This is a genomic window from Paenibacillus sp. FSL R7-0312 (assembly GCF_038004445.1).
Classification (GTDB): domain Bacteria; phylum Bacillota; class Bacilli; order Paenibacillales; family Paenibacillaceae; genus Paenibacillus_AQ.
Genome location: NZ_JBBORE010000001.1, coordinates 2,322,806 through 2,347,543 on the forward strand (window position 1 = coordinate 2,322,806; position 24,738 = coordinate 2,347,543).

General features: G+C 49.3%; 17 protein-coding genes, 16 tRNA genes, 2 rRNA genes, 1 pseudogene and 1 riboswitch. Of the genes and pseudogenes, 31 read left to right on the forward strand and 5 right to left on the reverse strand.

All coding sequences use genetic code 11. The annotated features are described in order from the left end of the window. Positions 1–148: 148 nt before the first annotated feature. From MKX70_RS10190 to MKX70_RS10225, 8 genes are all read left to right on the forward strand, one after another. Positions 149–532 (forward strand): hypothetical protein, encoded by a 384-nt coding sequence (locus MKX70_RS10190; RefSeq protein ID WP_039303101.1) that lies wholly within the window; start codon positions 149–151, stop codon positions 530–532. 411 nt (positions 533–943) lie between these two features. After that, positions 944–1,231, forward strand: a complete 288-nt coding sequence (gatC, locus tag MKX70_RS10195) for an Asp-tRNA(Asn)/Glu-tRNA(Gln) amidotransferase subunit GatC (RefSeq protein WP_042239693.1) — start codon at positions 944–946, stop codon at positions 1,229–1,231. A 25-nt stretch (positions 1,232–1,256) separates the two neighbouring features. Continuing rightward, positions 1,257–2,714, forward strand: coding sequence for an Asp-tRNA(Asn)/Glu-tRNA(Gln) amidotransferase subunit GatA (gene gatA, locus MKX70_RS10200; RefSeq protein ID WP_042239691.1), 1,458 nt, complete (start codon positions 1,257–1,259; stop codon positions 2,712–2,714). A gap of 39 nt (positions 2,715–2,753) precedes the next feature. Beyond that, complete coding sequence (gene gatB / locus MKX70_RS10205; protein WP_042239689.1) at positions 2,754–4,199, forward strand: Asp-tRNA(Asn)/Glu-tRNA(Gln) amidotransferase subunit GatB; 1,446 nt, start codon at positions 2,754–2,756, stop codon at positions 4,197–4,199. A 103-nt stretch (positions 4,200–4,302) separates the two neighbouring features. After that, the gene (locus MKX70_RS10210) at positions 4,303–4,776 is read left to right on the forward strand and encodes a GNAT family N-acetyltransferase (protein WP_042239687.1); all 474 of its coding nucleotides are present in this window, start codon (positions 4,303–4,305) and stop codon (positions 4,774–4,776) included. A 37-nt stretch (positions 4,777–4,813) separates the two neighbouring features. Beyond that, positions 4,814–6,739 (forward strand): DUF4097 family beta strand repeat-containing protein, encoded by a 1,926-nt coding sequence (locus MKX70_RS10215; protein WP_340782364.1) that lies wholly within the window; start codon positions 4,814–4,816, stop codon positions 6,737–6,739. 125 nt (positions 6,740–6,864) lie between these two features. Next, positions 6,865–7,296, forward strand: a complete 432-nt coding sequence (locus tag MKX70_RS10220; protein WP_039310392.1) for a Fur family transcriptional regulator — start codon at positions 6,865–6,867, stop codon at positions 7,294–7,296. Between the two features lie 179 nt (positions 7,297–7,475). Next, positions 7,476–9,197, forward strand: coding sequence for a glycosyl hydrolase family 18 protein (locus MKX70_RS10225; protein WP_042239685.1), 1,722 nt, complete (start codon positions 7,476–7,478; stop codon positions 9,195–9,197). 106 nt (positions 9,198–9,303) lie between these two features. On the opposite strand, the gene MKX70_RS10230 is transcribed toward MKX70_RS10225, so the two are convergent. Then, positions 9,304–9,669: a DUF2614 family zinc ribbon-containing protein gene (locus MKX70_RS10230; protein ID WP_039310396.1), complete on the reverse strand. Its 366-nt coding sequence runs from the start codon at positions 9,667–9,669 to the stop codon at positions 9,304–9,306. 131 nt (positions 9,670–9,800) lie between these two features. On the opposite strand from MKX70_RS10230, the gene MKX70_RS10235 reads away from it, so the two are divergent. The 19 genes from MKX70_RS10235 (at position 9,801) to MKX70_RS10325 (ending at position 17,662) form a co-directional block, all read left to right on the forward strand. Beyond that, complete coding sequence (locus tag MKX70_RS10235) at positions 9,801–10,676, forward strand: nucleotidyltransferase-like protein (protein WP_042239683.1); 876 nt, start codon at positions 9,801–9,803, stop codon at positions 10,674–10,676. Positions 10,677–11,108: 432 nt separating this feature from the next. Beyond that, positions 11,109–12,666: ribosomal RNA gene (locus MKX70_RS10240) — 16S ribosomal RNA — on the forward strand. Between the two features lie 388 nt (positions 12,667–13,054). Beyond that, positions 13,055–15,983 (forward strand): 23S ribosomal RNA (locus MKX70_RS10245). The 16S and 23S rRNA genes sit together here with 16 tRNA genes alongside, the layout of an rRNA operon. A 63-nt stretch (positions 15,984–16,046) precedes the next feature. Then, positions 16,047–16,122 (forward strand) — tRNA-Asn (locus MKX70_RS10250). A gap of 3 nt (positions 16,123–16,125) precedes the next feature. Beyond that, positions 16,126–16,215 (forward strand) — tRNA-Ser (locus tag MKX70_RS10255). 30 nt (positions 16,216–16,245) lie between these two features. After that, positions 16,246–16,320 (forward strand) — tRNA-Glu (locus MKX70_RS10260). A gap of 116 nt (positions 16,321–16,436) precedes the next feature. After that, a tRNA-Val gene (locus MKX70_RS10265) sits at positions 16,437–16,512 on the forward strand. A 34-nt stretch (positions 16,513–16,546) separates the two neighbouring features. Next, positions 16,547–16,623 (forward strand) — tRNA-Met (locus MKX70_RS10270). Between the two features lie 4 nt (positions 16,624–16,627). Continuing rightward, positions 16,628–16,705 (forward strand) — tRNA-Asp (locus MKX70_RS10275). Positions 16,706–16,724: 19 nt separating this feature from the next. Further along, positions 16,725–16,800 (forward strand) — tRNA-Phe (locus MKX70_RS10280). A 20-nt stretch (positions 16,801–16,820) separates the two neighbouring features. After that, positions 16,821–16,896: transfer RNA gene (locus MKX70_RS10285), tRNA-Thr, on the forward strand. 5 nt (positions 16,897–16,901) lie between these two features. Further along, positions 16,902–16,987, forward strand: a tRNA-Tyr gene (locus tag MKX70_RS10290). A gap of 5 nt (positions 16,988–16,992) precedes the next feature. After that, a tRNA-Trp gene (locus MKX70_RS10295) sits at positions 16,993–17,066 on the forward strand. A 26-nt stretch (positions 17,067–17,092) separates the two neighbouring features. Beyond that, positions 17,093–17,168: transfer RNA gene (locus tag MKX70_RS10300), tRNA-His, on the forward strand. A gap of 49 nt (positions 17,169–17,217) precedes the next feature. Beyond that, positions 17,218–17,293: transfer RNA gene (locus MKX70_RS10305), tRNA-His, on the forward strand. 18 nt (positions 17,294–17,311) lie between these two features. Then, positions 17,312–17,386 (forward strand) — tRNA-Gln (locus tag MKX70_RS10310). Between the two features lie 6 nt (positions 17,387–17,392). Further along, a tRNA-Gly gene (locus MKX70_RS10315) sits at positions 17,393–17,467 on the forward strand. A gap of 6 nt (positions 17,468–17,473) precedes the next feature. Beyond that, positions 17,474–17,547 (forward strand) — tRNA-Cys (locus tag MKX70_RS10320). A 36-nt stretch (positions 17,548–17,583) separates the two neighbouring features. Continuing rightward, positions 17,584–17,662, forward strand: a tRNA-Leu gene (locus tag MKX70_RS10325). A 154-nt stretch (positions 17,663–17,816) separates the two neighbouring features. Here MKX70_RS10325 and MKX70_RS10330 read toward each other — a convergent pair. The 3 genes and pseudogenes from MKX70_RS10330 to MKX70_RS10335 all read right to left on the reverse strand — a co-directional run. Continuing rightward, a pseudogene (locus MKX70_RS10330) lies at positions 17,817–18,107 on the reverse strand (MFS transporter); the annotation flags it as partial. Then, positions 18,028–18,255 carry a hypothetical protein gene (locus MKX70_RS33405; RefSeq protein WP_042239677.1) on the reverse strand — a complete coding sequence of 76 codons (228 nt, stop codon included), beginning with the start codon at positions 18,253–18,255 and terminating at the stop codon, positions 18,028–18,030. The pseudogene MKX70_RS10330 and the gene MKX70_RS33405, both read right to left, overlap by 80 nt. A 168-nt stretch (positions 18,256–18,423) precedes the next feature. Continuing rightward, complete coding sequence (locus MKX70_RS10335) at positions 18,424–19,002, reverse strand: TetR/AcrR family transcriptional regulator (RefSeq protein WP_197072998.1); 579 nt, start codon at positions 19,000–19,002, stop codon at positions 18,424–18,426. 156 nt (positions 19,003–19,158) lie between these two features. On the opposite strand from MKX70_RS10335, the gene MKX70_RS10340 reads away from it, so the two are divergent. After that, entirely contained in the window at positions 19,159–20,118 is a 960-nt protein-coding gene (locus MKX70_RS10340) for a carotenoid biosynthesis protein (protein WP_042239674.1), read from the forward strand. 72 nt (positions 20,119–20,190) lie between these two features. Here MKX70_RS10340 and MKX70_RS10345 read toward each other — a convergent pair whose 3' ends face one another. Beyond that, positions 20,191–21,111 carry an aldo/keto reductase gene (locus MKX70_RS10345; RefSeq protein ID WP_042239669.1) on the reverse strand — a complete coding sequence of 307 codons (921 nt, stop codon included), beginning with the start codon at positions 21,109–21,111 and terminating at the stop codon, positions 20,191–20,193. A 155-nt stretch (positions 21,112–21,266) separates the two neighbouring features. Here MKX70_RS10345 and MKX70_RS10350 point away from each other — a divergent pair, with 155 nt between their 5' ends. The 3 genes from MKX70_RS10350 (at position 21,267) to MKX70_RS10360 (ending at position 24,384) form a co-directional block, all read left to right on the forward strand. Then, the gene (locus MKX70_RS10350) at positions 21,267–21,647 is read left to right on the forward strand and encodes a MerR family transcriptional regulator (RefSeq protein WP_042239667.1); all 381 of its coding nucleotides are present in this window, start codon (positions 21,267–21,269) and stop codon (positions 21,645–21,647) included. A gap of 417 nt (positions 21,648–22,064) precedes the next feature. Next, positions 22,065–22,168: riboswitch (purine riboswitch) on the forward strand. 160 nt (positions 22,169–22,328) lie between these two features. Next, positions 22,329–23,741, forward strand: a complete 1,413-nt coding sequence (allB, locus tag MKX70_RS10355; RefSeq protein WP_340782377.1) for an allantoinase AllB — start codon at positions 22,329–22,331, stop codon at positions 23,739–23,741. 82 nt (positions 23,742–23,823) lie between these two features. Further along, entirely contained in the window at positions 23,824–24,384 is a 561-nt protein-coding gene (locus MKX70_RS10360) for a cysteine hydrolase family protein (RefSeq protein WP_042239665.1), read from the forward strand. The last annotated feature ends 354 nt before the right edge of the window (positions 24,385–24,738 follow it).

A 24,738-nucleotide genomic window follows, 5' to 3' on the forward strand; every position in this document is an offset into this window, starting at 1 on the left:
AATAGAATAGCACGTTTTCAAGAATTTTCAGAGTATTTTCTGCGAAAAATCATCGGACTACTCTCCTGCGGCTGGACAGCTCTATCTTTTTTTAGTAGACTGTTGAAACAAGCAGAACCATGATAGATTTTGGTCAGGAGGTAGGACGATGCTGCGTTTAGGAGAGAAGATTGTCATTGTCGCGGACGCTTTTGAGCAGAGTCTTCCTATCGGAGACTACGGCTACCTAATTGCTTACGACCGCAATCCAGATAATGCGTTTGATTATGTCATTCGTGTTCCCGAGGCCAATAGAAATTTCTATGTTACGGCAGAGGATATTGAGGCCGAAGAGCAATTGCTGGTACTAGAAGCTGAAAGAGCCACGCACGAAGCTTTGATAGATTATGCTCTATCGACGTACAACGAGAAGCTGTTCCATCATCTGATGAACGGTGAGGAAGTTGAAGCGGAAGAGCTGGAGACAACATCCAAAGAAAGTTTGTCCCAGGCGGATTTCATCAAACAGGTGAATCTTCGCGCTTGGATTTAAGTAGAGCCGGCGAAAGCCGGCTTTTTGTTTTGTTATTTAGGAAATTATGATATTCCAGGAACCCCACTGATTCCGCTGATAGTTAGCGTTGCGGGAAAATCAAAGGGGAAAATCCCACTGATTATCCTGTGCGTTACCCGTAGGAGGCAAATGAGGAGCATTAGTGCCCCTCATATCCCCGGATCCATACTTTTTCAACTCCAATGTTCCCCGCGATCCCGCTATTCGGCACTCTGCTCCGCCGCACCGTCCCAGCACACCGTTCCCGCCTTATTCGCACCCACCGCCACCCGGCCTGCACCTCATATATCGCCCTCCATCGACAAGCGCATTGAATTGTAAGGCCGTCTACAATATAATTAAAAACGTTATCCGGGCGCTTTAGCCCTTTAAACAGGAGGGATATTCATTATGAGCATCACCGTCAAAGATGTGCAGCATGTGGCCAAGCTGGCCCGCCTGCAATTAAGCCCGGAAGAAGAGGCTACCTTCACCGAACAAATGAATGCTATTTTACAATATGCCGAGAAATTGAATGAGCTTGACACGGAGAATGTAGAGCCGACCACTCATGTGCTACAGGTCAGCAATGTGATGCGTGACGATGTGGTGAAGGAGAGCCTGTCCCAGGAGGCAGCACTGCTTAACGCGCCGGAAGATGAAGAAGGACATTTCAAGGTTCCCGCTGTTCTGGAATAACTAAAGCCTGAGAGGAGGAAGCAAGTTGAGCCTGTTTCAATATCGATTACCTGAAGTACATAACATGCTGCACAGTAAAGCGGTCTCGGTCAGTGAGCTGACGGAAGCGTCGCTTTCTGCCATTGCGGAGCATGACAGTAAGGTTCATGCTTTTTTGACACTGAATGAAGAGGGTGCCCGTGATCAAGCACGTGCACTAGACGACAAGATGGTTACCGGAGCCGCGCGCGGTCTGCTGTTCGGACTTCCTGCCGGAATCAAAGATAATATTGTCACCAAAGGTCTGCGCACCACCTGTGCCAGCCAGTTCCTGACCAATTTCCAGCCGGTTTACGATGCCACGGTAGTTTCCAAGCTGCGCCAGGCCGATGCGGTAACGATCGGCAAGCTGAACATGGACGAGTTCGCCATGGGCGGCTCGAATGAGAATTCCAGCTTCGGCGCTGTGCGTAATCCATGGGATTTGGAGCGTGTTCCCGGCGGTTCGAGTGGTGGTTCGGCAGCGGCGGTTGCGGCCGGAGAAGTGTTCTTCACCCTCGGCTCCGACACCGGGGGCTCGATCCGCCAGCCGGCTTCCTATTGCGGAGTGGTCGGCCTTAAGCCAACGTACGGGTTAGTGTCGCGTTACGGTCTGGTGGCATTTGCTTCCTCACTGGATCAGATTGGCCCGATTACCCGGACCGTTGAGGATTCCGCGTATGTACTGCAGGCGATTGCAGGCTATGACGCCCAGGATTCCACCTCGGCCAAGGTCAGCATTCCGGATTACCTGAGCTCGCTGACCGGCGATATCTCCGGTTTGCGTATTGCAGTGCCGAAGGAATACATCGGCGAAGGCGTAGATGCATCGGTCCGCGAATCTGTGCTGTCAGCGCTTAAAGTACTTGAAGGTCTTGGCGCCGTGTGGGAAGAAGTTTCTCTTCCGCATACTGAATATGCCGTAGCCGCTTATTATCTGCTCTCCTCTTCGGAGGCTTCCTCTAACCTGGCCCGTTTTGACGGCGTCCGCTATGGGGTTCGTGTAGACAATGGCGGAGGTTTGCTTGACCTGTACCATAACTCCCGCAGTCAAGGCTTCGGCCCTGAAGTCAAGCGGCGGATTATGCTGGGTACCTATGCACTGAGCTCCGGATATTATGATGCTTACTATTTGAAGGCACAGAAGGTCCGCACGCTGATTAAGCAGGATTTTGATGAAGTGTTCAAGAAATATGATGTCGTAATCGGTCCGACTGCGCCTACGACAGCCTTTAAGCTGGGCTCGCAGACTGAAGATCCGCTAACCATGTATCTGAATGATATCCTTACCATTCCTGTCAGTCTGGCCGGTATTCCTGCCATCAGCATCCCTTGCGGCTTCGCGGAAGGCCTGCCTGTCGGCTTGCAGATTATCGGCAAGGAGTTTGACGAGAGTACGGTACTGCGCGTTGCGCATGCCTTTGAACAACATACAGAGCATCACAAGGCCCGCCCCCAATTGTAGCTGCCAGTTTGAAGTATATGCCCACAAAACTTTTAAGGGATGAGATTATCTATGTCTAAATATGAAACGGTCATTGGGCTGGAAGTTCATGTGGAGCTTCATACCAAGTCCAAAATCTTCTGCGGGTGCTCCACAGAATTCGGCGCTCCGCCCAATACACATACCTGTCCGGTCTGTCTCGGCCACCCCGGTGTATTGCCGGTTCTTAACCGCCAGGCCGTAGAGTACGCGATGAAAGCCGCAATGGCGCTTAACTGTACGATTGGCGATGTCAGCAAATTCGACCGCAAAAACTATTTTTACCCCGATTCCCCGAAGGCCTACCAGATTTCGCAATTTGACCAGCCTATCGGCCTGAACGGCTGGATTGATATTGAAGTGAATGGAGAGACCAAACGGATCGGGATCACCCGTCTTCATCTGGAGGAAGATGCCGGTAAGCTGACTCATGTGGACGGTGGATTTGCTTCATTGGTTGACTTCAACCGGGTGGGTACTCCGCTTATTGAGATTGTCTCAGAGCCTGATCTGCGTTCGCCCGAAGAGGCGCGTGCTTATCTGGAGAAAATCCGCGCCATTATGCAGTACTGCGATGTATCCGATGTGAAGATGGAAGAGGGCTCGATGCGCTGCGATGCCAATATCAGCCTGCGGCCGGAAGGCCAGGAGGAATTCGGCATCCGGGCAGAGCTGAAGAACATGAACTCCTTCCGCGGCGTACTCCGAGGTTTGGAGTATGAGCAGTTCCGTCAAGGCGAGATTCTGGACGACGGGGGGATCGTTGTGCAGGAGACCCGCCGCTGGGATGAAGCTGGAGGCAAGACCTTGTCTATGCGCGGTAAAGAAGAAGCGCATGACTACCGTTATTTCCCGGATCCGGATCTTATCGTGCTGCATATTAGCGAGTCTTGGAAGGAACAGATCCGTGCCACCATTCCGGAGCTTCCGGATGCCCGGCAGGCCCGTTACAGTGAAGAATTTGGCCTGACTCCCTATGATGCCGGAGTGCTTACCTCATCCAAACCGCTCGCTGATTTCTTTGAGGGCAGTCTGGCCTACACCCAAGATGCCAAAGCTGTCGCTAACTGGATGATGGGAGACCTGCTGGGATATTTAAATAGCAATAATCTGGAATTATCCCAGGTGAAGATTACGCCGCAGGGGCTGGGTGAGATGATCGGCCTGATCGCAGGCGGAACCATCAGCAGCAAAATTGCCAAGACCGTCTTCAAAGAAATGCTGGAAAGCGGTAAGCTGCCGACAGTTATTGTTGAAGAGCAGGGGCTGGTCCAGATCAGTGATGAAGGGGCAATCAAAAAAATTGTCCAGGATGTGATCGCTGCTAATCCGCAATCTGTCGAAGACTACAAGGCCGGCAAGAAACAAGCGATCGGCTTCCTCGTGGGCCAGGTTATGAAAGAAAGCAAAGGAAAAGCAAACCCCGGTCTTGTTAACACACTGCTCGCTGACGTATTGAACAGCTAGGGACTGCTTTTGGGTAATAGATTGGGTAATAAGTCATAGAATCATTAGCACAGGGCTTGTCGGCAACGGCAGGCCCTCTGCAGTATATAAGGGGACTGTACGGATGGATACAATAGTGAAGCTGGATCTGCAGGATGAGATAACGCTGGATGAGCTCTGGAGTCTTCAGCATAAGGCGTACCGCCTGGAAGCGGAGATCATAGGGTTCCGTGATATTCCGCCGCTGCTGGAGACGAGAGACATGCTGAGCCGGGTTAAAGAGGACTTCTACGGCTGTCTCGACGACAATGAGGAGCTCATGGGGGCTGTTGCAGTGATGGAAGAGGCTCCCGGTAAGCTGACCGTTACACGCATGATGGTAAGTCCGGATCATTTTCGCCAAGGGGTGGCGGGCAGAATGTTAGAATTTATCTTTGCCCGTTATGGGGAAATGGAACAGTTTATCGTATCAACGGGGAAGCTGAATATTCCGGCAGTAACGCTCTACACCAAACACGGGTTTATTCCTGCAGGTGTTGAAGAGGTAGCTCCGGGTGTGGAGCTGATAGAATTTCACCGGAGCGGCAGGATTGAATGAGAAGCGGAGCAAACGTTCTGAAAGGAGGAGTGCCGAGATGAATTCAGGTCAACATGATCATGAGAATAATCCCGTGCAGGATGAAGAGAAGGAAGCTGATTTGCAGGAAGCTGAAGCTGGCGGAGAACCTAAGGCCCCTTATATCCCTCCCCGCCAAAAGCGGCGTCCCCGCAAACGCAAATTTATAGCCGGCCTGCTGGCTGCAGTTATTCCCGGCACGGGACATCTGTATCTCGGGCTGCTCCGTAAAGGAATTTCGTTTATTTTTCTTATTCTGCTGGATATTGTAGCGCTACTGTACTTCTCCTCTATCGGGATGCAGATCAATGTACCGCTTCTAATTTTGCTGGCGCTCCTGATCCCGGCATTGTACTTCTATAATGTGTTCGATGTGCTCCAGTCTGCAGACCGGATATTGCGCTTCCCTGAAGAGCATGACCCTGAACTATCGGATATGAAGGATTCTGCGAAGAATGCAGGGCGCCGGGTGAGAATCAGCGAGCCGGGGGTTTCCTTTGGTCTGCTGCTGCTCTTTGGCGGGACGCTGCTCTTCCTCTTCCGCCAGAAGCCGCCCTGGCTTCAAGTGTTCATTGAGAACTCCGCTGGTGCAACCGTAGCGGTTCTGCTGATGATTCTGGGCCTGCTGCTGGGTGTACGGGAGATTGCTAAGGACTCAGGCGCACGTCTGAGCAAGGAACGGCGGAGCCGGCGTGTGGGCAGATACACTGCATCCGCAGTACTGATTGCTGTCGGAGTTCTGTTGCTCGTGGATTGGCGTGAAGGAACAGATTATATGATGATGCTGCTGAAATGGTGGCCTGTCATTCCGGTATTATGGGGAGCGGAGTATTTGTTAATTCACTTCTTTTCCCGCCGCCGCAGCCAGAACGCTACTATTGCCAGAGCCCGTATGGACCTGCGCGGACTGTTCTCGGCTATCCTGCTCTCGGCATGCGTATTTATCGTAACGGAGCAGGAGCATTATCTGCATCTGTGGAACCGGGTTAGTCTTAATTTGACTGTAGCGGCAGTTGATTATGGAGAAGCTGAAGGAAGCCGTTATGAGAAGGCTCCGCTTATTGTTCCAGTTGAACTGAATACGTCTGGAATCAACATTGATGCGATTAACGGAGATATTCTGATCCACCGGGCTCCAGTGGAGGATATTGAGATTACAGCAACAGTCTGGGTGGATCAGTTGGACGGCGTACTTGCCGAATCCATAGCGGATCAGTCTTTTGTCGATGTGACAGAAGACACGACGATCAAGATCACTCCCCAGGGGAAGGTGTACGGTGAATCCGGCAAACGCCAGCCGCGGATAGATCTGGACATTTCCCTCCCCGAGGACCGCCGGTTTGATCTGGGGGTCCGTACGATGAACGGCGGTATTACTCTGCAGAACGTGGAGGCTATTTCAGATATTTCTCTGGAGACAGGGAACGGGGAACTTATTCTGCACCGTATTTACGGCAATGTAAAAGGTAAAACCCTCAATGGAGCAGTACGCGCCAGAAACGTACAGGGGAGTGTTGAACTGACTACAAGCGGTGGTGATATGGGGGCCTGGGAGGTTAGCGGGGCTCTGAAGCTCTCATCGGCAGTTGGTAATATATCGGCAACGGATAGCGGAGATGCGCTGGATCTGTCCACGAAGAACGGCAATGTGGAGGTAGCCGGAGCCAGATCGAAGCTGCATGCCGAATCTTTGAATGGCAGAATCAACATTCGTTCGAACGACTTCGGCGGAGACTGGGATATCTACAGTGCTGTCGGAGATATCGATCTCTACTTGCCGCTTACGGGTAATTATACGGTGGAGGGTTCAAGCGGGTACGGGGATATTGTAACGGACCTGCCGGGACTTGTAATCGACAAAAAAAACCTCTCCGGCCAGATCGGAACGGGTGAGTTCAAGCTTCGTGTGGATGGAAACAGCAATCTAAATGTGAGCAAATATTGAATTAAGTAATTTTTATTATATAATAATAAATATAATGTAAGGACTTCGTTGACAACATTGAAAGCCCGGTCTTACAATTACATTAGAGTTATTATTAAGTTGTATAATTAAAGGCGGTGGCATGGATGGGTAGTGGCGTACAGCATGCATTGGAGCAACTGAAGACAACCGGTGTCCGTATTACGCCTCAGCGTCATGCGATTCTTACGTACCTGATGGAAGCGATGAATCATCCTACGGCAGACGATATTTACCGAGCGCTTGAGCCTCAGTTTCCCAGTATGAGTGTGGCAACGGTGTATAACAATCTTAAGATGTTTATAGAAGCGGGTATGGTCCGCGAGCTGACCTACGGTGATAATTCCAGCCGTTTCGATGCCAATGTGTCTGATCATTATCATGTCATCTGCCAGGAATGCGGTAAGATTGAGGATTTCAGCTATTCTTCTCTCCATGAGGTAGAGGAGCGTGCCGAATTGGCTACAGGCTTTAAGATTCATGGATTACGTATGGAACTGTATGGTGTTTGCAAATGCTGCAACGAGAAGCAGCACTAAGATATGGAATTGCAGGCGTGTAGAATCCGAATGCGGATTGTACACGCTTTTTTCTATGGAGCTGTTACAAAAATACAAAGCTTCCAGCAGTTTGGCGCAACCAATAGGGCCGCGATGTCGTATACTTAACAGAAGTGCTATCTGATTATAAATTTATCATACTGTTTGGAGGATATATTTTGGACAGAAGACAGAGACAAAGACGCGTCAAAAAGCGTGGAAGTCTTTTTCGCCGCTTATTGGGACTTGTCATTATAGCTGCCGCAGCCTTTTGGGTTGTTTATTATGTATTACCGAACCGTCAGCATCTGGATCCGGATTGGAAGGGGCTGGAGAAGCCTGTTTTTGTTAAGGGAGAGCTTACCGGATACTCAGCCTCAGGTACAGGGGACAGCCTGCTATTACCACTGCCGCTATTACAGGAATACGTAGATTCATCTATCCGTTACGAGGAAAAGAGCAAGTCTGTGATTCTGTCGACAGACAGCAGTCTTTTATATATGCAGGAGGATTCAACAGCAGCAAGTTTGAACAATGAGCCCCTGCAGCTTCGTCTTGCGCCTGAAGAGAAGGATGGGGTGACATATCTTCCGGCAGATACACTGGAGGACTTATATGGCTTTGAGGTAGACGAGGATAGCAGTACCGGTGCCGTTCTGTTAATGACTGCCGGCGAAACGGTGCCGTTAGGCAAAGTGAAGGGTAAGGAAGGCGGACGGACCAAAGCGCTCCGCAGCGGAGACTCCGTACATGCGCCAATCCTTGCTGATATGCCGCCGGGAGCCACAGTGAGAATCTGGAATTCAGACATCAAAGGCTGGCTGTATGTGCAGCTGGAGAGCGGATATACAGGCTTCGTCAAGGCGGACGATATTCTAGCAGACGGGAATAGGACAGTAGTGCAGCAGCCTGTGGCTCCTACCCGTGCCGAACGCAGCTGGAAAGGAAAGCCCGTTAATATGTTCTGGGAGGCAGTCTACGAACGCAAGCCGAATCCTGCGAAATTTGCTGATTTGCCAGGAATTAATGTGGTTAGTCCAACCTGGTTCAGCATTATCGATGTTAATGGTAATGTACGCAGCCAGGCTGACAGCGCCTATGTAGAGTGGGCTCACACCCAGGGCATGGAGGTATGGGGACTGCTCAGCAACAGCTTTGAGGCAGACCTGACTACGGAGGCACTATCCACGTATGACAGACGGATGAATACAATTGTGCAAATGCTGAAGTATGCGGATCTGTACAACCTGGACGGTATTAATATCGACTTTGAGAATGTATACACCAAGGACGGACCTAATGTAACCCAGTTCATGCGGGAACTGAAGCCCATGGCACAGAGCCGGAATCTGATTGTCTCTATTGATGTAACACCGAAATCAAACAGTGAAATGTGGTCCTTGTTCCTGGATCGCCGGGCGCTTGGAGCCGTGTCGGATTTCCTGATCGTGATGGCTTACGATGAGCATTGGGCGGCCAGTCCGGTTGCCGGTTCTGTAGCTTCCCTGCCGTGGGTGAGGAATTCTATAAGCCGGATTATTGAAGAGGATGAAGTGCCTGCCGAGAAGCTGATTCTGGGGGTGCCATTGTACACTCGTATCTGGACCGAGAAGACCGAGAAAGGTGAAAACAAAGTAAGTTCCAAGGCCGTCAGTATGAATGCGGTTCAGGAGATACTTGCCGAGAAGAAGCTGACACCGGTTCTTGATAAGGAAGCAGGACAGAATTATGTGGAATACAAAGAAGAGGGTGCTCTGCGCAAAATATGGATTGAGGATAAAGTTTCGCTGGCAGCCAGAGTCGATCTGGCGCAGTCCTTCGGCCTTGGCGGGGTAGCCTCATGGAATCGGAGCTTTGCCAATCCGGAAGCGTGGGAAGCACTCAAAGCGATTGTTGAATAATGCTTAGGGGGATTAAATATAAAACGGGTGTCGTCCAGTAGAGGACGACACCCGTTTTTGTTTGTATCCGGCAGGAGATTATTTCTGTAAAGACATATGAATTCGATTATTGCTTCAATTGCTGGACTTCAAGTTCTTCAGCGGTAATTGTGGCTTGTGCAGGGTCCATCGTGAGGATGGTGTGACAGAACATACAGCGGTCCGTTTTGCCAAGCATTTTGGTCAGCTTATGGCATTCGGGACATTCCACCTGGACAGCACTGGTTGAGAGCATGCCCGCCCAGAAGTAGATGGCCAGACTGGCCATCATGGAGATTAGACCAATGACGAGACCGATAGCAGCGACAACCTTGCCTGCAGACCCCCAGAATACAATGCCTGCGGTTCCCATAATCATAAGGCCCATACCCAGCATCGTAAGAAGCAGTCCCCATGTACGAAAAGCGTTGATTTTGGCCGATTTAAATTTCATGAGTATTATCTCCTAACTGAAATATAGTTCGGTTATCCAGGAGGAACTGACATGAATATGTAGAATATCATTTATGTAAAGAGAATTATAACTGACTGGATGCAAAATCGCCAAATTTGATGGAGGGAAGTATGGAACTGTCCAATTTGACCCTATTAAGTGGGGAGACATTTGATGAGAATGTTCTTGGAGCCGTTGCTTTGCGGCAAAGAGGCAATGATACATTTCAGAGCGCGCTGCTGCATGACTTTGATATGATGGTGCTCATGCTGCATGAGGAACAGGAGACAGAGCGAATTATAACCCACACCATTGCCGGGGACCGGCGGACGCAATCCGTGCATGTGGGTCTATCTGCTTTGGAACGCGCTGTGATGGCAGGGGACAATAATGAACTCCTTACCAGTTTAATGTCCGGTGAGGTGATCTGGGACCCTAAGGGAATATTGGCGGAGATGCGGAAGGAACTCATTCAGTTCCAAGGTCCGCTGAAAGAGCGGGTATTGTTTATGGAATTCTCCCGGTTCCTACATATGTATGTGAAGTCGAAACGTTACCTTGAAGCAGGCTGTACTATGGATGCTTATAACTGCGTGCTGATCGCTCTGTATCATTGGGCACGTATTGAAGTGAGCGAGGCCGGATATTTTCCGGAGCCCGCAGTGTGGGGACAGGTCAAAAATTTGAATTCTCCGGTTCATAAGTTATATGAAGAACTGACAGTAAGTACAGAAACGCTGGAGCAGAGAGTCGAACTGATTTTGCTGGCCTGCGAGTTTGCGTTAATGTCAAAAATGGCGGATTGTTGCGCCATGCTGCTCCATATCCTGAGCAGCCGCAAGGAGGCTTGGAGTATCAAGGAACTTCTGCAGCATTCAGGACTGAGCCAGCTCCAGGCAGAGCTACCGCTTGTTCTGCGCAAGCTTGTATCGCGTTCATTAATTAGAGAAATTACTTCTTGGGCTGTAGAGGCCGGGGACGGACATGCAATTCGGTATACCCTTTAGTTAGGTGGCTGTCCACGGACATGAATAGACCTATAATAGAAAAAGTAAGCAGGAGGATGGAGAGAGGTAGTGTACTCTCTTTTTTTATTTGTTCCTTGCTGCATGAGCGCAGATAATGAGGGGAATATTTAGGGTTGACTAGGACGCAACTTATGTGATAAATTATAACTCGTCCCTCTGACATAACGATGCGCTGCAAAGCAGTCGTAAATCAGCCAAAAAAAGAAATCAAAAAAAAGGTTGACTAAAACGAGGGCGCTGTGATATATTATAAAGGTCGCTGCTGAAACAAATAACGGCGACAAAAGATGAGACATTGATCTTTGAAAACTGAACAACGAGTGAGTGGGAGATCGCTTCGGCGAGATCCAAAAAAGAGAATGAAAATTCTCGTCAGATGTTTCAAAATGAGCAATCGCTCTTTCTAAAACCAATTTGGAGAGTTTGATCCTGGCTCAGGACGAACGCTGGCGGCATGCCTAATACATGCAAGTCGAGCGGAGTTCATTTGAAAGCTTGCTTTCAAATGAATTTAGCGGCGGACGGGTGAGTAACACGTAGGCAACCTGCCCTCAAGACTGGGATAACTACCGGAAACGGTAGCTAATACCGGATAATTTCTTTCCTCTCCTGAAGAGAGAATGAAAGGCGGAGCAATCTGCCACTTGGGGATGGGCCTGCGGCGCATTAGCTAGTTGGTGGGGTAACGGCTCACCAAGGCGACGATGCGTAGCCGACCTGAGAGGGTGAACGGCCACACTGGGACTGAGACACGGCCCAGACTCCTACGGGAGGCAGCAGTAGGGAATCTTCCGCAATGGGCGAAAGCCTGACGGAGCAATGCCGCGTGAGTGATGAAGGTTTTCGGATCGTAAAGCTCTGTTGCCAGGGAAGAACGTCCGGTAGAGTAACTGCTACCGGAGTGACGGTACCTGAGAAGAAAGCCCCGGCTAACTACGTGCCAGCAGCCGCGGTAATACGTAGGGGGCAAGCGTTGTCCGGAATTATTGGGCGTAAAGCGCGCGCAGGCGGTCATTTAAGTCTGGTGTTTAAACCTTGGGCTCAACCTGGGGTCGCACTGGAAACTGGGTGACTTGAGTACAGAAGAGGAAAGTGGAATTCCACGTGTAGCGGTGAAATGCGTAGATATGTGGAGGAACACCAGTGGCGAAGGCGACTTTCTGGGCTGTAACTGACGCTGAGGCGCGAAAGCGTGGGGAGCAAACAGGATTAGATACCCTGGTAGTCCACGCCGTAAACGATGAGTGCTAGGTGTTAGGGGTTTCGATACCCTTGGTGCCGAAGTTAACACAGTAAGCACTCCGCCTGGGGAGTACGGTCGCAAGACTGAAACTCAAAGGAATTGACGGGGACCCGCACAAGCAGTGGAGTATGTGGTTTAATTCGAAGCAACGCGAAGAACCTTACCAGGTCTTGACATCCCGATGAAAGCATTAGAGATAGTGCCCCTCTTCGGAGCATCGGAGACAGGTGGTGCATGGTTGTCGTCAGCTCGTGTCGTGAGATGTTGGGTTAAGTCCCGCAACGAGCGCAACCCTTGACTTTAGTTGCCAGCAGGTAAGGCTGGGCACTCTAGAGTGACTGCCGGTGACAAACCGGAGGAAGGTGGGGATGACGTCAAATCATCATGCCCCTTATGACCTGGGCTACACACGTACTACAATGGCCGGTACAACGGGAAGCGAAACCGCGAGGTGGAGCCAATCCCAGCAAAGCCGGTCTCAGTTCGGATTGCAGGCTGCAACTCGCCTGCATGAAGTCGGAATTGCTAGTAATCGCGGATCAGCATGCCGCGGTGAATACGTTCCCGGGTCTTGTACACACCGCCCGTCACACCACGAGAGTTTACAACACCCGAAGTCGGTGGGGTAACCCGCAAGGGAGCCAGCCGCCGAAGGTGGGGTAGATGATTGGGGTGAAGTCGTAACAAGGTAGCCGTATCGGAAGGTGCGGCTGGATCACCTCCTTTCTATGGAGAATCGTTTCCTGCAACGGAAACATTCAAATCGGAAGCTAAAGCTTCCACAATGAACCTTAGGGTTCAAACACTCACTCGTTGGTCAGTTTTGAGAGTTTAAGCTCTCATCTTTAAACTGTCTGAATTTTCGAACATCACAGTCGTGATTGTCCCGAAATTTCAGCACCTTGATCCTTGAAAACTGGATACCGAAACGAATTTGCGTTTTAGAACATCTTTTAGCTGAAACTTGTGTAAGCAAGTTGAAATAGTTATTAGTCATGCTGAGCGATGGTTTTGGATTATGAGCGACTTTTGGCTTTAAACAGACTAGCGGACGGATTCATCCGGAAGCGCTGTTTAAAACAAGATGAGCGAATGAGCCAATACCGGAGCGATTGGTTAAGCTAATAAGAGCACACGGAGGATGCCTAGGCGCCAGGAGCCGACGAAGGACGTGGCGAACAACGAAACTGCCTCGGGGAGCTGTAAGCAAGCTTTGATCCGGGGGTGTCCGAATGGGGAAACCCAGCTGTGGTAATTCGCAGTTACTCGTATCTGAATACATAGGATACGCAGAGGCAGACCAGGGGAACTGAAACATCTAAGTACCCTGAGGAAGAGAAAACAATAGTGATTCCGTCAGTAGCGGCGAGCGAACGCGGAACAGCCTAAACCAAGGGGCTTGCCCCTTGGGGTTGTGGGACGTCTCACATGGAGTTACAAAGGAATATGGTAGGTGAAGAGGTCTGGAAAGGCCCGCGATAGAGGTAAAAGCCCTGTAGCCTAAACTGTGTTCTCTCCGAGACGGATCCCGAGTAGTGCGGGGCACGTGAAACCCCGTATGAATCCAGCAGGACCATCTGCTAAGGCTAAATACTACCTGGCGACCGATAGTGAAACAGTACCGTGAGGGAAAGGTGAAAAGCACCCCGGAAGGGGAGTGAAATAGAACCTGAAACCGTGTGCTTACAAAAAGTCAGAGCCCTATTACTGGGTGATGGCGTGCCTTTTGTAGAATGAACCGGCGAGTTACGTTTAACATGCAAGGTTAAGTCGAGAAGACGGAGCCGCAGCGAAAGCGAGTCTGAATAGGGCGAATGAGTATGTGGACGTAGACCCGAAACCGTGTGATCTACCCCTGTCCAGGGTGAAGGTGCGGTAACACGCACTGGAGGCCCGAACCCACGCATGTTGAAAAATGCGGGGATGAGGTGGGGGTAGCGGAGAAATTCCAATCGAACTCGGAGATAGCTGGTTCTCCCCGAAATAGCTTTAGGGCTAGCCTCGGTGAATGGAGTGGTGGAGGTAGAGCACTGATTGGGTGCGGGGCCCGCAAGGGTTACCAAGCTCAGTCAAACTCCGAATGCCATTAACTTCTTGCCGGGAGTCAGACAGTGAGTGCTAAGATCCATTGTCAAAAGGGAAACAGCCCAGACCATCAGCTAAGGTCCCCAAGTGTGTGTTAAGTGGGAAAGGATGTGGAGTTGCACAGACAACCAGGATGTTGGCTTAGAAGCAGCCACCATTGAAAGAGTGCGTAATAGCTCACTGGTCGAGTGACTCTGCGCCGAAAATGTAACGGGGCTAAACACACCACCGAAGCTATGGCTAGATACTTTGTATCTGGGGTAGGGGAGCGTTGTATGTGGGTTGAAGGTGTACCGTAAGGAGCGCTGGACAGCATACAAGTGAGAATGCCGGTATGAGTAACGAAAAGATCAGTGAGAATCTGATCCGCCGAAAGCCCAAGGTTTCCTGAGGAAGGCTCGTCCGCTCAGGGTAAGTCGGGACCTAAGGCGAGGCCGAAAGGCGTAGTCGAAGGACAACAGTTTGAAATTACTGTACCACCGTAATCCGCTATGAGCGATGGGGTGACGCAGGAGGGTAGTGACGCGGACTGATGGATGTGTCCGTCTAAGCAGTGAGGCTGATGTGTAGGCAAATCCGCACATCAATAAGGCTGGGCTGTGATGGGGAGCGAAAATTGTAGTAGCGAAGGTCATGATCTCACACTGCCAAGAAAAGCCTCTAGCCAGGAGAAGGTGCCCGTACCGCAAACCGACACAGGTAGGCGAGAAGAGAATTCTAAGGCGCGCGGAAGAACTCTCGTTAAGGAACTCGGCAAAATGACCTCGTAACTTCGGGAGAAGAGGTGCCTCGGTAGGGTGAATAGCCCGAGGGGGCCGCAGTGAAAAGGCCCAAGCGACTGTTTAGCAAAAACACAGGTCTGTGCGAAGCCGCAAGGCGAAGTATACGGGCTGACGCCTGCCCGGTGCTGGAAGGTTAAGGGGAGTGGTTAGGGGCAACCCGAAGCTGTGAACCGAAGCCCCAGTAAACGGCGGCCGTAACTATAACGGTCCTAAGGTAGCGAAATTCCTTGTCAGGTAAATTCTGACCCGCACGAATGGCGTAACGACTTGGGCGCTGTCTCAACGAGAGATCCGGTGAAATTTTAATACCTGTGAAGATGCAGGTTACCCGCGACAAGACGGAAAGACCCCATGGAGCTTTACTGCAGCTTGATATTGAATTTGGGTACGATCTGTACAGGATAGGTGGGAGCCGTTGAGGCAGGAGCGCAAGCTTCTGCGGAGGCGCCGTTGGGATACCACCCTGATCGTATCTAGGTTCTAACCTAGTACCCTAAGCGGGTACGGGGACCGTGTCAGGCGGGCAGTTTGACTGGGGCGGTCGCCTCCTAAAGAGTAACGGAGGCGTTCAAAGGTTCCCTCAGAATGGTTGGAAATCATTCGCAGAGTGCAAAGGCATAAGGGAGCTTGACTGCGAGACCTACAAGTCGAGCAGGGACGAAAGTCGGACTTAGTGATCCGGTGGTACCGCATGGAAGGGCCATCGCTCAACGGATAAAAGCTACCCTGGGGATAACAGGCTTATCTCCCCCAAGAGTCCACATCGACGGGGAGGTTTGGCACCTCGATGTCGGCTCATCGCATCCTGGGGCTGAAGTAGGTCCCAAGGGTTGGGCTGTTCGCCCATTAAAGCGGTACGCGAGCTGGGTTCAGAACGTCGTGAGACAGTTCGGTCCCTATCTGTCGTGGGCGCAGGAAATTTGAGAGGAGCTGTCCTTAGTACGAGAGGACCGGGATGGACGTACCGCTGGTGCATCAGTTGTTCCGCCAGGAGCATGGCTGAGTAGCTACGTACGGACGGGATAAGCGCTGAAAGCATCTAAGCGTGAAGCCCCCCTCAAGATGAGATTTCCCAACTAGTAAGACCCCTTGAAGACGACGAGGTAGATAGGTTGGAGGTGGAAGTGCAGCAATGCACGGAGCTGACCAATACTAATCGGTCGAGGGCTTATCCAAATTTCTTAGAGCGCAGATTCGTTTCGGATTCAGTTTTCAGGCGATCAAGCTTGATATGTATATTCCCTGATAGCTCAGTTGGTAGAGCACTCGACTGTTAATCGAGTTGTCACAGGTTCGAGTCCTGTTCGGGGAGCCATTTGGAGAGGTGTCCGAGTTTGGCCGAAGGAGCACGATTGGAAATCGTGTAGGCGCCACAAGCGTCTCGAGGGTTCGAATCCCTCTCTCTCCGTAGCTTTACTTTACAAGTAGTTAACAGCATGGCTCGTTGGTCAAGGGGTTAAGACACCTCCCTTTCACGGAGGTAACATGGGTTCGAATCCCATACGAGTCACCAATTTCTTCTTCGATTAATGGGATGAGAATTCCCTGGGTTCGTTGAAGCATAGGCATCGTAAGGAATACATCGCAATCTCGTAACGGAGTGGAGAGTATCTCATACGAGTCATATATGGAGGCTTAGCTCAGCTGGGAGAGCATCTGCCTTACAAGCAGAGGGTCGGGGGTTCGAACCCCTCAGCCTCCACCATCTATCTTTTAATAGAATAGATCTTTAACATTGACGCGGGGTGGAGCAGCCCGGTAGCTCGTCGGGCTCATAACCCGAAGGCCGCAGGTTCAAATCCTGCCCCCGCAACCAATTTGGAACCGTGGTGTAGTTGGCCTAACATGCCTGCCTGTCACGCAGGAGATCGCGGGTTCGAATCCCGTCGGTTCCGCCATCTTTATGAAAAAATGTTCGGCTCGGTAGCTCAGTCGGTAGAGCAAAGGACTGAAAATCCTTGTGTCGGGGGTTCGATTCCCTCCCGCGCCACCATATTTCTTACAACTTAATACGCCGGTGTAGCTCAATTGGTAGAGCAACTGACTTGTAATCAGTAGGTTGGGGGTTCAAGTCCTCTCGCCGGCACCATCCTCGGAGGCTTAGCGAAGTGGCCAAACGCATCAGACTGTAAATCTGCTCACGTACGTGTTCGGTGGTTCGAATCCATCAGCCTCCACCATTTTTAGGGGCATAGTTTAAAGGTAGAACAACGGTCTCCAAAACCGTTGGTGTGGGTTCAATTCCTGCTGCCCCTGCCAAGTAATATCCTATAAAATTTAATATGGCGATCGTGGCGAAGTGGTTAACGCACCGGATTGTGGTTCCGGCATTCGTGGGTTCGAGACCCATCGGTCGCCCCATTTCTTTTATAAGAGTTATAAGGCATTGCAATTAAATAAGCTTCATATGGCGACTGTGGCGAAGGGGTTAACGCACCGGATTGTGGTTCCGGCATTCGTGGGTTCGAGACCCATCAGTCGCCCCATTTTATTAAATCAAATGTTGGGGATTAGCCAAGCGGTAAGGCAACGGACTTTGACTCCGTCATTCATAGGTTCGATTCCTATATCCCCAGCCATTATATGCGGACGTGGCTCAGCGGTAGAGCATCGCCTTGCCAAGGCGAGGGTCGCGGGTTCGATTCCCGTCGTCCGCTCCATTTTTTGGTGCCATAGCCAAGTGGTAAGGCAAAGCTCTGCAAAAGCTTTATCCCCAGTTCAAATCTGGGTGGCACCTCCATTTTATTTTAGAATCAATTGTAAATAATATGTATATGCCGGCGTGGCGGAATGGCAGACGCGCTCGACTCAAAATCGAGTGGGAAACCGTGGAGGTTCGAGTCCTCTCGCCGGTATCTGCTAAAAGAGTTCATCAGAGATATTCTCTGGTGGGCTCTTTTTTCTTTTTATTTGAGCTGTATTCTCTTACTCCAGTTATGCGTAGAACTATCAAGATCCAGGCAATCTTTATCAGAACCAACAAATTGATTTCTAGCCGCACCTAGACCAACGATACCTCATGCCTGCCCCCACAGCTAAGGGAACACTAATACCGGAAGCTACCGCCCCGCATAGATTCAGGGAAACAGAATATCCCACTGTCCATAGTACCCATTTGCTGCGGAAACTCCCGTTTGATCAGGCTCGGAAGTAATACATTACATAGGGGAATAGCAAACCTCAGAATTGCAGTTCCAACATACAAGGTCACTCCGCCCGATTACGACTGAACAGCAATGGTCCCACCGATGTGAGGGGAGCACGCAAATTCGCTGCGATAAAAATAATTCCTACGATCATGAACCAGAGTGTCGCTTGCTTGCGAATACCGGTTCTGGAGACGGACAGCTTCCTCAGCTTTATGACCATCCTGATTGGCAATGGCTTGATAAATCAGGTCATAGGAGTCGAGATAAAAGCCGCATCTTTGCTTCGTTTCCAAAACCATGTTCTGACCTCCAGGCTCTCGAACTTATCGGTATGCTGAATCACTTTTCTTATTACTGACCCCAAAATACTGGAGGAGCAGACATAAGTCCCATCCCCTTGCCTGGTCTTCAGCAGAAGAGCAGAGAAGCGGCCCTCAAAAATGAGCGTCCGCTTCATTTTAAATAATTTATAATTCTTCGGAATAAAATGCTTTGGATACTGCCTCTGTGGCTTTATCAATAAAAGCTGCAACTTTACTGGGGCTTTCCTTCAAACCACTACTCACCCACTTTTTTATAATGGCTATACTGCCATGAGCGGCAAACGTATACCAAGACTCAAATAATTGTGGATCAAAATATTTTAATTCCTGCTTCCATCGCTCAATGGTTAAATCGTGACTGATATAAAGGATTCTTTCTAATAATTCTTTATCGCCATGCTCTGAGAACAGAACCTCACAAATCGTTTTATTCGCTTTTATATATTTACATAATTCATAAGATAGCTTTTCAGGAGTTTTAACGTCAGAAGAATTAATCCCAAGTTGCTTAATTTCTTCGTAAAGATCATTCTCGATCGTTGAAAGAAGCTCAAACTGATTAGCATAGTGTGAATAAAAGGTGTTGCGATTAATGTTTGCTTCGCTGCAAATGTCGGTCACTGTAACTTTATTGATAGACCGTTCTGTCAAAAGCTTCAACAAGCTTTCTTTTATAACCATTTTTGTATATCTCACTCTGTGATCTGCTTTTTTGTCTGCCATAATATCCTCCCCATATAAAATAAAAAATGAACAAAACTAATGTGATTTGTATGATAACTAACATAATTCAAACGAACAGCCTGTTGTTTTACTAACATGGTGATATTATAATTTATTTGAACGTTCGATTCAAATTAAATTAAATGGAGGTAAAATATGGGAGATATAACTGTAGTCCCTGTATGGATTATTCAAGATATTATGGTATTAATTGCTGCTGTTCTAATGGTTTTCTATATCCTTGATAAGGAAGAACATCCTAAAACGGTTCTAATGCAATTTATAGGTTTTGTGTTTTTTTACGCAGCTGTTTTTGAAATTACTGCGTCATCTCTTGGGGAAGGTTTCTACGCCTATGGGCGGAGTATTTTAATGTTATTTAATATACCTATTACTGTCCCTATAATTGAGTTTCTGATCATTTATTCAACTTTGCGTGTTCTAAAGTCTGTAAATATACCGTCCTGGACTAAACCCTTTATTACGGGATTAAGCGCTATGGTGTTTGACTTTTCATTGGATCCGGTGGCCGTTAAACAGATATTTCAGACCATGGAAGGAAGCATTGCAAGATGGACGTATTATCCGCTGGCCGGTGAACCTCAAATCTATGGGGAACCTGTGATGAATTTTACAGGATGGATTTATATAGCGGGATATTGGACAGTCTTTATTCTAATTGGTGAATGGTGGCATAAAAAGAAAGGCTACAGTAAATCCGTTGGTTACATTTATCCGTTTCTGGCGGCAATTGCGTCATTGGCTTGTATGTTCTCACCTTTATCTAACTTCTTTAATTATATGGGGCCATTCTTCGAAAGAACCTCTAATATGCAATGGGTGAATTTGATTGCACTTTCTGTAATTACAATCGGAGTTTTAGCATTAGCTTTCCTAAAGTTCTGGGACCGGAAGGTTAATTATTCAATCACTCCCAAAAAAGATTTTCCGATCATGTTTACGTTCTTGGGGTTCCCCCTGGTTAATACTATATTTTGCCTTATAGGAGGCTACACGGAAGTACTGTGGTTGGTCGTTCTAGCTCAGATAGTATTAATGTTTGCCTGGATTGGAATTTATATGATGGGTAAAAAGGCAAGCCCAATTGCGAGGTAGTTAAAGAAAACACCGCCTGGCTCTAGACCTCTTTCGTCTAAAGCTGGCGGTGTTTTCTTTTTGCCTTCTTGGTTAAGGAAGCACATTCCCTGCCGCGCGGTAGATCTCATACCATTCCTGGCGGCTGAGGGTTATATCGGAAGCTTTGGCGATATCCAGCAGACGCTTAGTGTTGGTGGTACCGACAATCGGCTGCATCTTAGCCGGATGTCTCAGTAGCCAGGCGATTGCGATGGCGGTATCTGCTACACCTTTTTCCGCAGCCAGACGGTTAATGACTTCATTCACCTCCGGGAACTTCTCATTGCCGAGGAATACGCCTTCAAAGAAACCGTATTGGAACGGGGACCAAGGCTGGATGGTCATGTCATGCAGACGGCTGTATTCCAGGATGCCTCCGTCATGGACTACAGAACCGGCGTTGGTCATGTTGACATTGAAGCCGGAGTCAATCATGCCGGTAACCATAATGCTAAGCTGAAGCTGGTTGAACAGCAGGGGCTGCTTGACGTTCTTTTTGAGCAATTCAATCTGCAGGGGATTCTGGTTACTAACGCCAAAGTGTTTAACCAAACCTCTGCTTTCCAGCTCATCGAAGGCTTCGGCTACTTCTTCAGGCTCCATCAGCGTGTCAGGGCGGTGGAGGAGAAGTACATCGACATAATCGGTCTGTAACCGCTTCAAGCTGTTCTCAACCGAAGTTACAATATGCTCTTTGGAGAAGTCGAAGAAGCCGTTGCGGATACCGCATTTGGCCTGAATCATCATACGATCCCGCATGCCGGGATTGGCGGTCAGAACGTTGCCGAACACTTCTTCAGCTTTACCCCCGGCATAAATATCAGCATGGTCGAAGAAGTCTATACCAGCCTCCAGGGCGCTGTGAATATGTATATCGGCCTCTTGTGGCGACAGATCTGCAATCCGCATACAGCCCAGGGAGATTTCAGCAACCTCAAGCGCACCATTAGCAACATTAATTCTTTTTACCATTAATTATTCACTCCTTAAATGAAGGTACAGTGTTAAGCTTAGACCTTAGAGTTAGGTGTAAGTCAATAGATTTATAGAGCGGCTTTTCATAGAAACCAAATGGTGTTACCTTAAGAGGTGAAACCGATACCAGCTGACAGAAGGGAGCTGCAATAATGGGATACAGCATCAAAACCATAGCACAAAAAAGCGGACTAAGCCAATATACGCTGCGTTACTACGAACGGGAGGGCGTATTGCCGGTTGTGGCAAGAGATGCTAACGGAAACCGGTGTTTTGACGATGAGGATCTGGAGTTAATTTCGTTAATCTGCTGTCTTAAGGATACAGGGATGGCGATTGCCGATATCAAACAATTCATTGCGCTTTCCAAAGAAGGGGTAAGTGCTTTGCCCGATCAGCGCAGACTGCTGCAGGAGCATAAAGTGCATATTGATGAGAAGATTAAATTCTTTCAGAGCTTTGCGCAAAAGGTGGACCACAAAATTGCTTATTTTGCCTCCCTGGAGAATGAAGCGAAAGCAGCCAGACCCTAATCTTGAGCCGTAGGGCCGTATGATTATTGTCGCTGCAATGAAGGATTGGAAATGCTGCAGCCAGTACTTAAAACTGTAGCAAAGCCGGTATAAGAATGAGATGAATTATAAATAGAGTAAGGCCTTATACTGGGTTGAAATCCTTGCGGAGACCGGGTTCCCGGGTTATCCTTAGTTGCTTATACAGTAGATAGAAGGGCAGCAGAAAGAACGGGATATCCAGGAAAATGGAATGCAAAGACTGCTAATGTAATGTTAAGTGACATATAAATTGACTATTTCTTGACAATGCGGTTTATAATCTTGACGGGAAGCCTCTTGATGATATGATAAAGGTACTTAAGGATGCCGATTCCGGATATTACGTTATATTAATTAACATGATAATGCCGGGGCTGCTTGCTTATCAGATGGACTAATCAAATAAGCTCTTGCTCTTGTATAAGCTCAATAATTTGGTTTGAGCGTTTCGACCAGGCGACCGTAAATTGCCCCAGGCTACAGGAGGTACGTGATAGGAATTGCTTTTCACTGTGCGGAGGAATCCGTGTGAGGCAGTGTTTACTATTATGTGCCTTTTGTACCCTGGGTTTTTTGTTGTGTACAGAAGCGTAGAGCTGATCTTGTCCCGTCCGGCCAGAGTGAGGATTCAACCAAATCATAAAGAAGAGGTGTGTACTGATGAGTTATGAACTGATCATTAAAAATGCGAGTATTCCGCAAGGCGACAGACAGGTGCTGACGGACATTCTGGTGAACAATGGCGTTATCGTGGGGTTTGCCAAGGATATTGACGCGGAGGCCGATACGATTATTGATGCACAGGGCAAACTGGTGCTGCCTGGGGTCATTGATTCGCATACCCACTTTAATGATCCGGGGTTCACACACCGTGAGGACTTCGTTACAGGGACCAGCAGCGCTGCGGCCGGCGGGGTAACGATGATAGTCGATATGCCTTGCTGCAGCGTACCGTCTGTACGTTCGGTGGAGAACCTGCATAACAAGCTGAATGCGCTCGAAGGCAAAGGAATCGTCGACTACGCCATGTGGGGCGGGATTACCGGCGAGGATGTACGCAATGATGTGCTGGATATTGTGAAGGAGCAGGCTGCTGAGGGCGTGGTTGCTTTTAAAGTATATATGACACCGTCTGTACCATCTTACCCGCGTGTGACGGACCCTGAGATGCTCGAAGCCTTCTATGCTGTAGCCGAAACTGGAATGCCAATCGGAATTCACGCTGAGAACTATGCCATCTGCGATTACTATACCCAGAAGCTGAAGAAGGAAGGACGGATGGATTATCCGGCATGGGCTGAAGCGCGCAAGATTCTGGCGGAAAAAGCGGCGATCCAGCTGGGCATCAGCTTCTCGGAGGAAACAGGAGCCCGCCTGCATATCGTGCATATGAGTACGGCGGCAGGCAATCAGCTGATCAAGGAAGCGAAGCTTAAAGGGGTGAAGGTGACCGCGGAGTCCTGTCCGCATTACCTTACACTGAATGCGGTGGATGCGATGACGGAGTTTGGGACTTTTGCCAAAATAGCACCTCCGCTGCGCCGTCCGGAAGATAATGAAGCGCTATGGCAGGGGCTGGTGGACGGAACGATTGACTTCATGGCTACCGACCATGCTCCTTATGAGATTGCTACGGAAAAGGATGCGCCGGGCATGGATGTCTGGACTTCCTTCCCGGGGATTCCGGGTGTAGAAACGCTGGTGCCGATTATGATCAGTGAAGGCTACAACAAAGGCAGACTCAGCCTGTCCCGCCTGGTGGAGCTGCTGTGTACGAATCCGGCCATCCATTATGGCCTGTATCCGAAGAAGGGCGCCCTTGAAATCGGCACCGATGCCGACTTCACGATTGTCGATCTGGAGAAGGAATGGACGCTCGACAAAGATAAAATGCACTGCAAACCGAAATACACCCCGTTCCACGGAATGAAGCTGAAAGGCAAGGTGGATAAAACCATTGTCAGAGGCACATTAGTCTACGATGACGAGCTTGGTGTGGTCGGTAAACCGGGCTATGGCGAGTTCGTTAAACGGCAGACGATCAGCGAGCTTCCGCGTTTGCTTAAATACTAGGGCGGTAGCATCGGAGAGGCTGGGGAATGCGCAGAAGGCTGATGGGATACGAAGTGGAAATCAAGAGAGGGAAGTGAGCATAATGGCTAAACACGCGGTAGTAATTATTGATATGCTGAATGACTTCATCCATCCGGATGGAGCGCTGACTTGTCCGAACGGTGCGGGAATCGTGCCAGCAATTCAAGAGCTGATCGAATTCAGCCACGAGAATGATATTCAGGTGATCTTCGTGCAGGAGGCGCACCGGCAGAATGATGCTGACTTCAGGGTAAGACCGGTGCACGCGATCAAAGGTACCTGGGGATCGGATTTCATTGCCGAGCTGACTCCGCAGCCGGATAAGGGCGATTATATCGTGCAGAAAAGAAGACACAGCGCCTTCAGCTATACGGATATGGATCTTTTTCTCCGTGAGGAGGGGATTGATACGGTTGTAGTTACTGGGGTATGGACCAACGTCTGTGTCCGCTCTACGGCATCCGACGCGATGTACCACACTTACAAGGTCAAGTGTATCAGCGACTGCTGCGCCTCCAAGGATGAGGAGATGCATATTTCCGGTCTGCGGGATATCGGGATTTTTGGAGAAGTGCTGACCCTGGCCGAGTATAAAGAGGTTAATGCTGTTGTAAAAGGCTAAAAGGATAAAAGGCTAAAAGACTGAAAGACTGAAAGACTGAACCTGATACTATAAAAGCTCCATGCTGTACGGCGGTGCCGCTCAGCTGGGGCTTTTTGCGTGAAGGCGGATGGGAGGGTGTTCCTCTTAATACACAGATAAATAATCCAGTAAAAACGGTAAATATGCTATTCCATTAGCGGCTGCTAAAAGCTTAAGATGCAGTAAGAGGCCAGGGTCAAATGCCTCAAAGTCAGCTATGTGCACCTTAGTTGTGATCCTGCACTATGAACCTGCGAAGGTCTTGGGTAAAATGAAGCTGGAACTGCTGACGCAGAAGGTAAGGGAATCATGGAAGAGAACAAAATCATTGTG

What these genes read in the sequence shown, in the direction of transcription:
- MKX70_RS10190 (WP_039303101.1), top strand. Translation starts at nt 149, where the DNA reads ATGCTGCGTTTAGGAGAGAAGATTGTCATTGTCGCGGACGCTTTTGAG.
- gatC (WP_042239693.1), top strand. Translation starts at nt 944, where the DNA reads ATGAGCATCACCGTCAAAGATGTGCAGCATGTGGCCAAGCTGGCCCGC.
- gatB (WP_042239689.1), top strand. Translation starts at nt 2,754, where the DNA reads ATGAGATTATCTATGTCTAAATATGAAACGGTCATTGGGCTGGAAGTT.
- MKX70_RS10210 (WP_042239687.1), top strand. Translation starts at nt 4,303, where the DNA reads ATGGATACAATAGTGAAGCTGGATCTGCAGGATGAGATAACGCTGGAT.
- MKX70_RS10215 (WP_340782364.1), top strand. Translation starts at nt 4,814, where the DNA reads ATGAATTCAGGTCAACATGATCATGAGAATAATCCCGTGCAGGATGAA.
- MKX70_RS10220 (WP_039310392.1), top strand. Translation starts at nt 6,865, where the DNA reads ATGGGTAGTGGCGTACAGCATGCATTGGAGCAACTGAAGACAACCGGT.
- MKX70_RS10230 (WP_039310396.1), bottom strand. Translation starts at nt 9,669, where the DNA reads ATGAAATTTAAATCGGCCAAAATCAACGCTTTTCGTACATGGGGACTG.
- MKX70_RS10235 (WP_042239683.1), top strand. Translation starts at nt 9,801, where the DNA reads ATGGAACTGTCCAATTTGACCCTATTAAGTGGGGAGACATTTGATGAG.
- MKX70_RS33405 (WP_042239677.1), bottom strand. Translation starts at nt 18,255, where the DNA reads ATGGTTTTGGAAACGAAGCAAAGATGCGGCTTTTATCTCGACTCCTAT.
- MKX70_RS10335 (WP_197072998.1), bottom strand. Translation starts at nt 19,002, where the DNA reads ATGGCAGACAAAAAAGCAGATCACAGAGTGAGATATACAAAAATGGTT.
- MKX70_RS10340 (WP_042239674.1), top strand. Translation starts at nt 19,159, where the DNA reads ATGGGAGATATAACTGTAGTCCCTGTATGGATTATTCAAGATATTATG.
- MKX70_RS10345 (WP_042239669.1), bottom strand. Translation starts at nt 21,111, where the DNA reads ATGGTAAAAAGAATTAATGTTGCTAATGGTGCGCTTGAGGTTGCTGAA.
- MKX70_RS10350 (WP_042239667.1), top strand. Translation starts at nt 21,267, where the DNA reads ATGGGATACAGCATCAAAACCATAGCACAAAAAAGCGGACTAAGCCAA.
- allB (WP_340782377.1), top strand. Translation starts at nt 22,329, where the DNA reads ATGAGTTATGAACTGATCATTAAAAATGCGAGTATTCCGCAAGGCGAC.
- MKX70_RS10360 (WP_042239665.1), top strand. Translation starts at nt 23,824, where the DNA reads ATGGCTAAACACGCGGTAGTAATTATTGATATGCTGAATGACTTCATC.